Annotated in this window: 12 protein-coding genes; 8 read left to right on the top strand and 4 right to left on the bottom strand. The window is 45.4% G+C overall.

The annotated features are described in order from the left end of the window. Positions 1-20: 20 nt before the first annotated feature. Together ACHKAR_RS04610 and ACHKAR_RS04605 are read left to right on the top strand one after the other, a co-directional pair. Positions 21-224, top strand: coding sequence for a fructose-6-phosphate aldolase (locus ACHKAR_RS04610; protein ID WP_159583551.1), 204 nt, complete (start codon positions 21-23; stop codon positions 222-224). Between the two features lie 4 nt (positions 225-228). After that, positions 229-939: a cell division ATP-binding protein FtsE gene (locus ACHKAR_RS04605; RefSeq protein WP_159578976.1), complete on the top strand. Its 711-nt coding sequence runs from the start codon at positions 229-231 to the stop codon at positions 937-939. A gap of 5 nt (positions 940-944) precedes the next feature. Here the strand turns inward: ACHKAR_RS04605 and ACHKAR_RS04600 are convergent, their stop codons facing one another. Genes ACHKAR_RS04600 through ACHKAR_RS04590 form a run of 3 tightly spaced genes read right to left on the bottom strand, consistent with a single transcriptional unit; the run spans position 945 to position 3,052 of the window. After that, on the bottom strand, positions 945-1,967 hold the full coding sequence (locus tag ACHKAR_RS04600) for a DUF4097 family beta strand repeat-containing protein (RefSeq protein WP_159578974.1): 1,023 nt from the start codon (positions 1,965-1,967) through the stop codon (positions 945-947). 4 nt (positions 1,968-1,971) lie between these two features. After that, entirely contained in the window at positions 1,972-2,496 is a 525-nt protein-coding gene (locus ACHKAR_RS04595) for a hypothetical protein (RefSeq protein WP_159578972.1), read from the bottom strand. Then, entirely contained in the window at positions 2,489-3,052 is a 564-nt protein-coding gene (locus ACHKAR_RS04590) for an RNA polymerase sigma factor (protein ID WP_395416370.1), read from the bottom strand. The genes ACHKAR_RS04595 and ACHKAR_RS04590 overlap by 8 nt, the downstream gene beginning before the upstream one ends. Positions 3,053-3,162: 110 nt before the next feature. Here ACHKAR_RS04590 and ACHKAR_RS04585 point away from each other — a divergent pair, with 110 nt between their 5' ends. The 6 genes from ACHKAR_RS04585 (at position 3,163) to ACHKAR_RS04560 (ending at position 9,880) form a co-directional block, all read left to right on the top strand. Further along, a complete protein-coding gene (locus tag ACHKAR_RS04585) occupies positions 3,163-3,774 on the top strand; it encodes a hypothetical protein (RefSeq protein WP_395416369.1) in 612 nt (203 codons plus the stop codon). Continuing rightward, positions 3,771-4,880, top strand: a complete 1,110-nt coding sequence (locus tag ACHKAR_RS04580; RefSeq protein WP_395416368.1) for a serine hydrolase domain-containing protein — start codon at positions 3,771-3,773, stop codon at positions 4,878-4,880. Before ACHKAR_RS04585 ends, ACHKAR_RS04580 begins: the two co-directional genes overlap by 4 nt. Continuing rightward, positions 4,881-5,444, top strand: coding sequence for an RNA polymerase sigma-70 factor (locus tag ACHKAR_RS04575; RefSeq protein ID WP_395416367.1), 564 nt, complete (start codon positions 4,881-4,883; stop codon positions 5,442-5,444). A 52-nt stretch (positions 5,445-5,496) separates the two neighbouring features. Then, complete coding sequence (locus ACHKAR_RS04570; RefSeq protein ID WP_395416366.1) at positions 5,497-6,387, top strand: FecR family protein; 891 nt, start codon at positions 5,497-5,499, stop codon at positions 6,385-6,387. Positions 6,388-6,476: 89 nt separating this feature from the next. Then, complete coding sequence (locus tag ACHKAR_RS04565; protein WP_395416365.1) at positions 6,477-9,056, top strand: TonB-dependent receptor; 2,580 nt, start codon at positions 6,477-6,479, stop codon at positions 9,054-9,056. After that, complete coding sequence (locus ACHKAR_RS04560) at positions 9,053-9,880, top strand: DUF4249 domain-containing protein (RefSeq protein ID WP_395416364.1); 828 nt, start codon at positions 9,053-9,055, stop codon at positions 9,878-9,880. Before ACHKAR_RS04565 ends, ACHKAR_RS04560 begins: the two co-directional genes overlap by 4 nt. 360 nt (positions 9,881-10,240) lie before the next feature. Here ACHKAR_RS04560 and ACHKAR_RS04555 read toward each other — a convergent pair whose 3' ends face one another. Further along, positions 10,241-13,018: a response regulator gene (locus ACHKAR_RS04555; RefSeq protein ID WP_395416363.1), complete on the bottom strand. Its 2,778-nt coding sequence runs from the start codon at positions 13,016-13,018 to the stop codon at positions 10,241-10,243. Between the last annotated feature and the right edge of the window lie 5 nt (positions 13,019-13,023).

The following is a 13,023-nucleotide window of genomic DNA, read 5'->3' as shown; positions in this document are numbered from 1 at the left end:
TGAACGTATGTGCTGCTACCATGTATATCATTAAAGTAAAGGGGAAGGCCAAGATTCCGGACTACATCCAACTACGAGATGACAAATTTGTACTCATTGCCTATTTCAGGGCTGACAGACCCCTTCAGAAACTGGAGAAATTTGGATTGGAGGGGAAAGAAGCGGAGCTCAAAGCGGTAATCGATGAGCTCCCTTTCGGAAAGCTTCAAAAATTGGAAATCTAACATTATGTCCTTCTCAGACGAACCCATTGTTTCCATCAGGAATGCCAACATCTTTCAGGATCATGCCACGGTACTGAGTGAGATCACGTTTGATATTGGCAAGGGTGAGTTTTTATATCTGGTAGGAAGAACAGGCAGTGGTAAATCTTCACTCCTGAAAACGCTGTACGGCGATCTGCCACTCAGATTGGGAGATATTAAAGTAGTGGGATATGACATCAGAGGAATCAAATCCTCTGATGTCCCCTATCTACGAAGGAAAATCGGCATTATTTTTCAGGACTTTGAGCTCTTTTATGACCGGAGCGTGGCAGAGAATCTGTACTTTGTCATGAAAGCTACCGGGTGGAAAGAAAAGTCGAAAATGAAGAGCCGGCTGGCCGAGGTGCTAATGCGTGTAGGACTGGGCTCTGTATCTTCCAAAATGCCCCATCAGTTGAGTGGTGGTGAACAGCAGCGTGTGGTAATCGCCCGTGCGCTGATCAATGAGCCCCAGATCCTATTTGCTGATGAGCCCACAGGAAATCTCGACCCAGAGGTCTCTGACGGCATCATGAAGCTCTTCCTCGAGATCAACAAAAGCGGCACCTCAGTGGTGATGGCCACGCACAACCATCACCTTCTTCAAAAATTTCCTGCGCGTGTGATTAAATGTGAGGGTGGCAAAATCAAAGACTCTACCAAAGAGAACTTCGAGCTCACGGGCCTTTTCTGAGGAAATCACCTGAGCCGCAGATCACCATAGCTCGACTTCACAATGATCTTTTTATTAGGATCACCCCCACCTATTCTCGCTTTGTATTCACTTCTGTGATCTTCTTTTACCCTGTAATAGGTTTCCATGTTTGAAATACTGGAATTCATATTGGAAAAACTAAACTCAGCCTCCAGGTCAGCCTTCAATCCCTCTTCCAGGCGGATGTTGATCGTGCTGAACTTTCCAAAAAAAGACACTTTTGTGAAATCCTTACTCAGACTCTTGATTTCGAACTCCGACACGTAGTTGGCTTCCATATACAGACTCTTGAGCAATCGTTCTATTTTGAATCCGGAGAACTGCACATCAGAGTCCACTACCCCTACAGTGCCCAGGGTCACAGCGCCATACTTACTCTCAATCTCCAATTCATCTACATCACCGATCTCCACATCCGAAAACTGTTGTTCCATCTCTATGCTAGTGGCGTTCCCCATATCCAGCTCAGAATATTTCACCTCGATGTGAGACTTGCCCGTGTTACCAAGAAATCCCTTCCCAAACGAGAGCTCAAGTTCCAGATACCCCTGAATGTCTTCCGCCTTCAGGTTTCCATAGCTCAGGTCCAGGTCGACATCACCAGTCCGGTTACCCAGATAGATATCTCCAAATTTGTTGGTCACAGCCACTTTATTGCCAGCCGGGAGGTTTACAGTGTAGTCTATCCTGAATGACTCATCTCCTTTTGCATTCATATTGCCATCCATGGCTGTGACAAATGAGATGAGACTTCCCTTGGTCACAATCTGAATACTGATCCTGTCCAGCATCTTCTGTGCACGTTCCTCACTTTTCCCATTGGCAGTGATCTCCACCACCACTTTGAGTTTCTTCTGGTCCCAGGTGTTTACATGCACATCTCCGAATTGATTGGTCGCTTCAAAAGCGGTCTTTTCGGTGACGTCATATGACTTCTCTATCACTTGCTTCTTCTCCTCCAGCACACCTGAATACCCGTAATAGGTGCACAGTAACAACAACGCCATTAGCTCAAATTTCAATTTGGGATACATTCTCATTTTCTTGGTCTTTTAGTTCTTTCAAAATTCTTAGTTGCTGATCCAGAATATCTATTCTCAGCTTCAGGTTGTTAATCATGGCATCTGACAGCATCACACTGGCATTCTGAGCGGTATAGGTTTCTTTTAGCTCAGCATACCGATCATCCAACCGCTGTATTTCCAGAAGGAAATTTCTACGCAGTTCGGAATCGGATAATTCAGCGAGCTGGGATTTTCGCTGGGCAATCATGGAGGTATAATAGTCCTCCACCAAGGCAAATTCCGCAAGCTCATCCCCAGGCTCAAGTATAGCACCTCCATCAGACTGATGCCGGTCTACAATCAGGTAAACTGTGGAAATAAGAAAGCAGATCGCTGCCACCTTCCACCATCCCACCCAGATACCAGGGCGCCGTTGTTTTCTGGAGATTTCGCTCCACACCTGGGGTGAGGGTTCCTCCTGATCAAAAGCGGCCCTATTTTCTGAAATGAATCTTTCTAACTGATCATCCATGGCTTACCTCCTTTTCTAATAGTGATCTCAATTTATCTTTCGCTCTTTTATATTGGGTTTTGGATGTAGACTCGGAAATCCCCAATATCTCACTAATCTCCTTGTGGTCGTACCCTTCGAATAAATAGAGCGACAACACACTTCTGAATCCTGTGGGCAGCTCCATCACTGCCATTCTTACCCGATCCACGTCGATGGTCGCGGGTGTATCGTTGTTCTGAACTTCATACTGGTGCTCATCCACTACCTCTTCCAGCATCAGGGCCTCTCTGGCGTTTTTCTTCAGGGCCGAGAGGGCCTTGTTCACCACTATTCTCTTCAGCCAGGCTCCGAATGAAGCTTCGGCTCTGTAAGAAGCAATGTGTTTAAATGCACTCAAAAAGGACTCCTGCAGCACATCCTCCGCTTCCTCTCTGGCCCCACATATTCTAAATGCAGTATTAAACATCGCCTTTGAGTAGAGCCTGTACAGTTCATACTGCGCAGCCTCATCTCCATGACGGCATCTCTCTATGATCTCAAAATGTAGGTTGACGGTTGAAGCTTCCAATCCCATTAAACAATTTTCGTACAAAGGACTTGAGTAAATTAATAAGGTTGCATCGCTACAAAAAAATATTCAAAAAGGTAAGTTTACGGTACGCTAAGCCGCCAGCTTCATAGTATATGCGAATAGTCTTTATCATCCTCCTTACATGTACCATGGCCAGGCTATTTGCCCAGGAAAGAAGTCTGGACACCCTGAATACTGCGGACACTGCCAGATACCATGATCAGGCACTTTATCAATATGGCCTTTATTTGGAACCGCTGATAGAAGTTACCCCGGGGCCCGGCGGGCCGTACGCCTGTGATCAAATCGGATTTGGGCTCTCCTATCGCAGGGTTTCCGGAGGTGTATTCCTCAGTACTTTCAAGGGGAATTATGAAAAGACCCTTGTTTTCCCCAACAGCTTTAAACTTGAATATATGTTTGGCGGAGGCTATCTCGGCATGCAGGTTTTACGTATAAATCAGTTCGAACTTGATATAAGACTCAACTATGGACATGGAGACATGATCTGGGAACGTACAGACTCCCGGGCTGATTTTTCCAGAGATGAGTTTGATTTGATCAAACCCGAAATCCAGATAAGTGGGGTACCTTTCAGGTATCTCAAACTTTTTATAACTTCTGGCTATCGGAAAATCTACAATCTTTCTCTGACTGGCACAGACTCAGGGGAATTTTCGGGGTTCACCGCTGGTTTCGGTTTAAAGGCAGGATACTTCAAATGAATAAATTCTACGTCTTAGGTATTTTTCTTGCACTTTCTGGATGCTATCTGGGAGATGACCTACCTAAGGATCAAAACATCTGGAAGTATAGCCAGCCGGCTGAGGTAGGCCTTGATGCTGATGCCTTGTATGCCCTCAATGAAGCATTGATAGCAGGAGACCACAACCTGGTCACCGGGCTGATCATCCTCAAAAATGATCAACTGGTTTTTGAAAATTACTACAACTTCTCTGCCCGTAATCAACTCAAGCCGATAGGTAAGTCTGCGTTCTCAATCATCGTATTGCTTTTGGATCAAATCCTTAAAGACGGATATATTCAAAGTCTGGATGATCCGATCTACTCATACCTACCAGAATATGAAGCGATCTTCTCTAACAGTCCCAAGAAGCGTGAAATCACGATCAGGCACCTCCTGACACATAAATCAGGCATCAGCTGGAATGAGCCTCATGTCAACATCCAAAGAGGCGATAGTGATTTTCAAAAAATGCGTAGTACAAGTGACTGGCCCGCATACATTCTTGGTAAATCACTGGAGGCAGACCCTGGTCTGAGATTTGTTATCAACACGGGCATGGGACTGGTCATTGCTAGAATTATTCAAAATGTACTGCCCACCGGCCAACTGGAAGAGTACATTAATACCCATCTGTTAGAGCCACTTAATATCACCGGCTACCAGTGGGAAACCTCCCCTGACGGCACCCTCAACTGCGCCAACGGACTCAAAATGACCACTCTGGATTTTGCGAAGATCGGCTACCTGGTCCTACAGGAGGGGCGCTGGGTGAATAAGCAGCGGCTGATAGATCGTGAATGGATACTAGAGGTCACCACCACCAAAGTCCAAACCTCATTGGACTACAGTGTGGGATATGGCTGGTGGATATTTACAGAAGATTTCCTTAGCAGATACCTGTCTCAGGTGCGAAATACCTACTTTCTCTCTGGCGAAGCAGGCCAAAACCTGTACATCATACCCGACCAGCAAATGGTGGTCTGCGTGATGGCCGAAAATTATTATTACGGGTCGATATTTAATCCATCCCTTATTGTTTTACTCAAGTCCCTGGAGGCTGCCCAACACTCCTCTATCAACTAAATGAGCACTGAACCAAACGATCATCAGCTGTTTCTGGAAATAAAGGGCGGTAACCTCAAATCATACGAGGTAATCTTCAGGAGGTATTATGCCCCATTGGCCAGATTTGCAACCAGCATGGTCAGAAACGCTGACATTGGTGAAGAAATGGCTCAGGAGGTCTTTATGTACATCTGGGAAAAACGCCAACAAATAGAGCTCAGAGGGGAGTTAAAGTCTTACCTGTTCTCATCGGTCAAGAACAAGTGTTTGAATTACATCAAACTGGAGCTCCCAAGACAACAATCGATGACAGATCTGTCAGGAATTTCTGAAGCGAGTGAGTCAGTAATGTTTGTGGACGACACCCGACTCCTGAAAAAGAAAATCCAGTATGCAATAGATCAACTTCCTGAGAAATGCAGAAACATATTTGTGCTGAGTCGGTATGGCGGACTCACCTATCCTGAAATAGCCGAAGACCTGGAGATTTCAGTAAAGACCGTGGAAAATCAAATGAGCATTGCACTAAAAAAATTAAAGGAAACACTGAGTGACGAATTGAAAAATCACCGAATAAAATAAATATATTTCGCAACCTTAGGGGTGTCCCCCCTATTCATTGCCTTACAACCAAATGTCCAACTGGATCCAAAAATATAATCAGGGAACCCCTTCCAAAGCTCAGAATTTGGAAGAGCAGGATGATTTCGATTTGTTCATGGAAATGAGTGAGTTTGATCAACCTGTGGATGTGGATGCGGCATGGAACAAGCTTCATACCCAACTCGTACCCAAAAGGTCCGTTACCCCATGGCTATTGAGAATCGCCGCGGTTCTTGTGGTGCTGTTCGGATTGGGCTATGCAGTTACTCAAAATATTGACACCAAGGCCCCGGCAACTCTCTCGGAGGTAATTTCCTCGGACCAACTACAAGAAGTAGTGCTCCCAGACGGATCGGTTATCACATTGGCCAAAAACAGTCAAATTCGATATGAAGAGACCAGCTTTCCTGAAAAAAGAGCTGTAAACCTTAAAGGTGAAGCCTATTTTGAAGTCACCAAAGGAAACGTTCCTTTTATCATCACCTCAGCATCCGGCAAAGTGACCGTACTGGGCACTTCATTTAATCTGAACACACGAAGAGGTCTGCAACTACTGGTGACCTCCGGCACCGTGAGAGTAGAAACCGAGCAAGACAAGAGAATGGTGTACAAAGGTCAGCAGGCCAGCGCTACCAATCAGGGAAGTATACGAGTGGCTACTGCCCCCAACATGAATCACTTAGGCTGGAAAACCGGTCAGTTCAAGTTTGAAAACGAGCCACTTGACCAGGTGCTCCCACTGCTGGAACGCTACTATCAGGTAAAAATAAGTACCAACAAATCCATCAGACAATGCAGAATAACTGCCGAGTTTGATGAAACTCCCCTTGAAAATGTGGTGGACATCATTTCCACCATCCTCAACGCTAAAAGTCACATCTCCGGAGATAACATCAAATTTTCCGGTAAGGGTTGTAATTAAGCTTTATTTTTGCGGCAAAAAAGTCAATCGATCTTCGTAAAGATTCGTTTCAGGAATTAATGCCAAAATTTCTCCTAGCCTTTTTCGTTTTGATTTTTTCCCTGTTTTGCACGACAGGCACGGCTCAGGAAATCCTGAAGAGGCCCATCACATTGGCTACCTACACCTATACCCTCGATTCTGCACTGCAAACCGCCAAAGCCCAGGGATTTCCCATTGCCTATAGTAGTAGCAAGCTCCCAAATGCTCGATGCAATTTCAAAAGCAGCCAACTTCTTTTTGAAGACTTCCTGAAAGCACTGAAAACTCAAACAGGAATTAATTATACCGTAAACGGCAATATTGTGGCTATTAGCTACGAAAAGCCAACAGTGGAACTCCAAACCATACGAGGAACAGTACGTGACCTGGAGAGCGGCGAGGCACTAATAGGCGCTGCTGTATACGAACCCGGTAGCCTGAATGGTGTGATTACCAATAGCTACGGCTACTTCTCACTTTCACTTTCCGCAGGTGAGCATGTGGTGAGAGTCAGCTTTATCGGATACGAAGACATTCTGGACACCATTGATCTGAGTAAAGGGCACATCCGAAATTTCATGCTGTCTCAAAAGGTGAATGAGCTCAATGAAATAACCATTTCTGCAATTGAGCCGGATTTTAATGTATCCAGCCTGATCCCGGGCATCAATACCCTCAACCTGAGCACAGAAGGGCAAATCCCCTACTTCCTGGGCGAAGTAGACGTGCTGCAGGGCGCCACACTGCTCCCCGGCATCAAAACGCTGGGGGAAGATGCCAACGGCCTGAACATACGTGGGGGCAGTACGGATCAAAACCTCATTCTCCTGGATGAAGCGACTGTCTACAACCCAAACCACCTTTATGGCTTGATCTCGGTCTTCAATCCGGAAGCTGTGAATAATGTGGAGATCATGAAAGGGTTCATCCCACCGAGCTATGGAGGCAGGGCGTCATCGGTGATCTCAGTTCATCAAAAAGAAGGAGACGATCAAAATTATCACTTCACTGGAGGTATCGGCTTAGTATCTGCCCGCTTCATCGCTGAGGGGCCCATCAAGAAAAAGCAAAGCTCATTTATCCTTTCGGGCAGGCAATCCATTTTCGATTTATCCCTGGATAATAATACAAGCACCAGCTTTCAGGATCTGAATGCCAAGATCAATCTCAAGTACAACAAAAAGAATACCTTCTACTTTTCGGGGTATTTCGGCAATGACCGGAATACCAACACTTTTGAGACGGTGAGAAACTGGGGCAACCGCAATTTCTCTCTCAGGTGGAATCATCTCTTTGGCCGTAGGGTATTTGCGAATTTTTCGGCCATTCTGAGTGAATACAATTACAAAATCACCCAGCCAAGAGAAGCTGCCAGTTTTATAGGAAAGTCCAGGATCATTGACTACACCGCTAAGTCCGATTGGGGGTATGTGATTACCCCAAAGCATGAACTCAAATTTGGTGGCAGCACCATATTTCACAGACTCAAACCCGGGGACCGAATTCCCTTTGATGAGCAAACCTCTTCATCCAATCCCCTTTATCTGGATTCAGAACATGGCGTAGAAAGTGCTATCTACCTGAGTCACGAAGCCACATTGGGGAAAAAGTTTTCTGCCCTCTATGGTTTCAGGATTTCCGCTCTCCATTATTTAGGTGCTGGCACCATCTACCAATATGACCCGGAGCTTCCCAGAAGCAATGAGAGCATTACGGATACACTGAACTTCGGCGCTCTGGAAATCATGAAGTCCTACTACGGATGGGAGCCGCGGGCGTCAGTATCTTATCGCCTCAGTGAGCAAGCCAGCGTCAAGGCCAGCTACACCAAATCTCTGCAATACCTCCACCTGATCTCCAGCACCATCACTCCCGCCCCAACGGATATATGGAAACTAAGCGACTCTCACATCGCACCTACCACTTCCCATCACTATTCTCTAGGTATCTATCAGAACTTTAAAGACAATAAGTGGGAAACCTATGTGGATGGCTATTTCAAGCGGCTGGTCAATCTGGTGCAATACAAGGATGGAGCAGACCTCCTCTTCAATCCCAATCCTGAAACCGAGCTGCTTACCGGAATGGGTAGAGCATATGGTCTGGAATTTTTCCTTAAAAAGAATGAGGGCAAATTTACCGGATGGCTGAGCTACACCCTCTCCCGAAGTGAAATCAAAGTGGCTGGGCAATTTGATGAGGAAACCATTAACAACGGTCGATACTTTCCTTCCAACTATGATAAAAAACACGATATATCGCTGGTAGGTATCTATAAGTTTCTCCCCAGGCTCAGCGGATCTTTCAGCTTCAAATACAATTCTGGCAGACCTTTTACCCTGCCATTGGGCAAATACATTTATGAAGGCAACCTGATTCCTCATTTCGGTAATCGAAACCAGAGTCGTCTACCAGACTATCACCGACTGGACTTATCTGTAAAATGGCAGGGAAAACAATTCAAAGCAGACGGTACCCCAAAACGTTTCGAAGATTACTGGACCCTGGTGGTTTACAATGCTTATGGCAGGAACAATGTGTACTCCTATTTCTTCAAGGAAGATAAACAGTCGGGGGTGACCACCATTGAGCCTTACACCATTTTCGATTCGGTAATCCCGGCCATCACTTACAACTTTAAGTTTTGAAGCACATTCTTACCATATCGCTCGCGATTATTCTACTGGCATGTGGCACAGATGACCTCCCTACCGCCTCGTCTTCTTTTCTGGTGGTGGAGGGCTGGCTGACAGACCAGGACACCCAACAATATGTCAGGCTTTCCAGATCCCAGGAATTCCTAAGCAGTGAAGCCAATCGTTTTGTTTCGGATGCCGAAATACAGGTCAGAAGCAGCCGCAACGAACAGTTTACCTTTTCCCATCAATCGAATGGGCTATACCTCTCTGACATCCCCTTTGCGGGTCAGCCCAATAGCTCCTACTGGATACGGATCAGTATGCCCAATGGCAGCATTGTTGAATCAAATATGGAGATGATTCAGCCCAGCACACAGATCGACAGTCTCGCTTTCGACTTTTACCTGCGGCCGTCTGAAGAAGATCCTCAAATAGATGAGAAAGTGTACTATCCTATTGCGTTTGCGAAAGATGAAGGAAGCGCGAGAAATTACTACCGATGGAAATTGTACAAAAATGACACACTTTTCTCTGATCCCGAATATTTAGTCCTCCTCAGTGACCGTTTCTTTGATGGTAATGCTTACCAAAATGACTTCACCAATTTTGAATATCAGCTGGGTGATAAAATCACAGTGGAAAAACTGGAAATATCGCAAAAAGCTTACGAATACCTGAGTCTTATCAAGTCACAGACCACCACATTGGGCACCGTATCCTCTGTCTCTCCAGCTCCCGTGAAAGGCAATCTACACTACCTGAGTAGTACCACTCAGGTACTTGGCTACTATGGTGTGGCCTCGGTGAGACAGGACTCCTTAAGAATTAATTAATTTTTTTCCACATTCTTTAGGGGTGGTCTATCAAATCATTGCCTTTCCTGTAATATGTTCAACAAATTGATCATTTTCTGTGCTACGCTAATACTCATGATAATGGGCATTACGCTTGTCAATAAGGCCAAAGAAGCCTCCAATGACCAATTTATTTATTACTGAGAAACCATGGGTGATAGAAAAAATAAAATTTCCAGAGGATTAAACAAGCTTCTTAATAGCAAAAAAACCAATGAGTTTTTTCAAAATGATGATGTATTCGTAGGGAATCCAAGCATGCGAAACAGTTATTTTGACTCATTTTATCAGGCACAACTTACCGAAATCGCTTATTCAGGCCAGTCTTCAAACTGAAGACTAGCCTTTAATAGCTTCTGAAGGCTTTACTCCAAATTTTTTCTCATACTGCTTGCCAAAGGCGGTTACGTTCTTCAGTCCAATGCTTCTCGCTGCTTCGGAGGCATTCTTCACTTTTCCTTTCCTGATCAAATATTCAGCGTATTTAAGCCTTACCTCTGAGACATATTCGAAAGGCGTAAGACCTGTAATCTTCTTCACCAGTCGGTACACCTGACGCTCACTGGCAGCCATGGCATCTGCCAGGTCATAGACCGATAGGTTCTCGTCATCAATTTTCTCCATTACGATCTGCTCCAGCCGAGACAGGATATCTTTTTCTACAGTGTCCAGGTTTTGCTTGTCGGCCAGTCTGCCAAAAACATCCCCTTCTGAGTCCTCATAATTCTTCTTCTGTTGCAACAGATTACCAATTCTGAGCATCAACTCCTTCTTTTGAAAGGGTTTTTGCAGGTAATCATTAATGCCCTGATAGAGCACCTTCTCCTGATCCGAGTCCGAAATGCGCGCAGAGACTACCAGAATGGGTATTTTGCTTAACTCAGGGTTGGATTTGATGGACTCTATTAGCTCAAAGCCATCCATCCAGGGCATCATCAGGTCTGAGATCATCAGGTCTACCTCATTATGTTTGAGCAGTTCAAGTGCCTCTATACCATGGGCCGCCTCTATGATGTGGTAATCGTCTTCAAGAATTTGCCTGATGTGGTACCTGATCTCCGGGTGGTCATCCACAATAAGTATGGTTTCCATTTCCTCGGTCTTGGGCACACTGGCTCCGGCTCGTTCTTCTCTATCCAGATCGTCATAGAGGTGCTTGCGCTCAGACACATAAGTAAATGTATGTGGAACCGTAAGGTGCTCAGACTCTGATACCACTTTGGGGAAACTCAGCTTGAAGGACGTGCCCAGCCCAAGGGTGCTCTCCACAGTGATTTTACCATTGTGTAACTCTACCAGCTCTTTCACCAGCGCCAGACCTATCCCCAGCCCTTCCCTACTCCTGTATTCGTTATTTTTTGACTGATAAAACCGATCAAAAACATAAGGCAAACTCTCCTGAGCGATCCCCTCACCGGTATCGGTGATGTGAAGCAGGATGTTGTCCTGCTCGATAAAGGTCTCAATGGTAATCTTATCACCACGTGAAGTATGTCTCACTGCATTGGACACCAGGTTATAAAATATCTTCTCGAACTGTCGTGGGTCAATGAAGACCGTTTCTTCCTTTCGAATATTGTTCTTACAGGTGAGCTTTACGCCTTTGTACTCGGCTGTCCCCACAAACATTTCGGCCAACATCTCCAGGTAAGAGCCAAACCGAACCACTTCTTTCTTCAGGTTGATTTTACCCTCCTCCAGCTTGGTCAGGTCATTGATCTCATCGGTGAGGTAGAGAAGTCTCTTACAGTTTTTATAGCCTGTTTCAAGATTTTTGATGGCTCTGGAGCTGAGCACGACATCCTCGTCTTCACGCAGCATCTCCAGGTTGCCAATGATCAAACTCAATGGTGAGCGCAAGTCATGGGATACGTTCGCAAAAAATCGTGACTTAGCCTTGTCCAGTTCCATTAGTTTATCTGATTGCTGCTGTATGAGCTCCTTGTCACGGCTAATCTCGTCCCGCTGCTTACTGATTTCGTTGGATAGTTTCTTTTTCACCAAGTATCCCCTTACGGAAATGATGGTCATGGTGAGAAATAAGAGTATACCGATCACCGAAACAGTGATCATGATGCGCTGGGTACGGATCACCTGTTCGTTGAGTTCGCTTTGTTTTCGTAAAAACTCATTTTCTACCTCCTGCTGCTCCATTTCATACTGTCCCTTGAGTTGTTCGATCTTTCGAATATTCTCTTCACTGAACAGCTGCTGATTGAGCTCAGCATATTTCACATGACTTTCAAAGGCTCTTTCAAAATTATCCCCATTGGCATAAATCTTACTGAGGTTCTCCCAAACATTCTTCTCTTCAAACCTGGAGTTGATATCTCGTGTACTCTCAATAGCTTTGTAAGCATACCCTTCTGCTTTTTTTAATTCATTTCTCGAGAGATAAATCTTGGCAATGTTATTATAGACCACTGCTAGCATCCGTGGATTGTCCATTTCCTCCAGTCGCTGGATGAGGCTCAGATGGTACTGCTCAGACTTGCGGAGGTCGCCTTGCAGCAAATAAACCTCCGCCAGGTCTATTTCTGACGCCAGTTGTCCATAAAGGTCTCCCTGCTCCTTCCTGATTTCAATGGCCTGCTTAAAATAGAGCTCGGCCTGTCCATACTCCGCTATCCCTTTATAAGATCTGCCAAGGTTCAGAAAACAATAAGCCACCATGCGCTTATCTGCGAGGCTCTGAGCCTGGTCAAGTGCCTGAATGAAATATTTGATAGCTCCATGAAAGTTGGTTTGATACAGATAAAGATTACCCAAATTAATCAGTGAATAGCCCCGCTGCTCACCGTTCCCCGCCTCTTCCGACAGTTTGAGCGCCTCCAGGTATTTCTCAAAGGCCTTTGAAAAGTTACTTAAGTTTCGGTACGCCACGCCCACGTAGTTGATGGACTGTATCTCCTGATCCACATACCCATTTCTTCGAGCCAGCTTCAGTGCACTGTTGGCATGATAGAGTGCTGAATCCGGCCTGATATCTCTGTAACTCCAGGCCAGGGCATTATGAGCTTCTATTAGTTTCTCTGGTTCGGTTTCGTCTAGCTGATGGAGCAGGTGCCTCAGACTATCCTGCTCTCTTTCCTGAGAAAAAGCGTTTAACAGCGTCAAAAAAG

Origin of the sequence: Marinoscillum luteum (genome assembly GCF_044005705.1) — a bacterium.
GTDB classification, from domain to species: domain Bacteria; phylum Bacteroidota; class Bacteroidia; order Cytophagales; family Cyclobacteriaceae; genus Marinoscillum; species Marinoscillum luteum.
The sequence above is the reverse complement of the archived record's forward strand: the minus strand, read 5'-3'. Positions and strand labels throughout refer to the sequence as shown.

Bases quoted from the DNA above. Each gene is read 5' to 3' on its own strand.
- ACHKAR_RS04585 (WP_395416369.1), top strand. From the start codon at position 3,163: ATGCGAATAGTCTTTATCATCCTCCTTACATGTACCATGGCCAGGCTA.
- ACHKAR_RS04605 (WP_159578976.1), top strand. From the start codon at position 229: ATGTCCTTCTCAGACGAACCCATTGTTTCCATCAGGAATGCCAACATC.
- ACHKAR_RS04590 (WP_395416370.1), bottom strand. From the start codon at position 3,052: ATGGGATTGGAAGCTTCAACCGTCAACCTACATTTTGAGATCATAGAG.
- ACHKAR_RS04595 (WP_159578972.1), bottom strand. From the start codon at position 2,496: ATGGATGATCAGTTAGAAAGATTCATTTCAGAAAATAGGGCCGCTTTT.
- ACHKAR_RS04575 (WP_395416367.1), top strand. From the start codon at position 4,881: ATGAGCACTGAACCAAACGATCATCAGCTGTTTCTGGAAATAAAGGGC.
- ACHKAR_RS04570 (WP_395416366.1), top strand. From the start codon at position 5,497: ATGTCCAACTGGATCCAAAAATATAATCAGGGAACCCCTTCCAAAGCT.
- ACHKAR_RS04580 (WP_395416368.1), top strand. From the start codon at position 3,771: ATGAATAAATTCTACGTCTTAGGTATTTTTCTTGCACTTTCTGGATGC.
- ACHKAR_RS04600 (WP_159578974.1), bottom strand. From the start codon at position 1,967: ATGGCGTTGTTGTTACTGTGCACCTATTACGGGTATTCAGGTGTGCTG.
- ACHKAR_RS04610 (WP_159583551.1), top strand. From the start codon at position 21: ATGTATATCATTAAAGTAAAGGGGAAGGCCAAGATTCCGGACTACATC.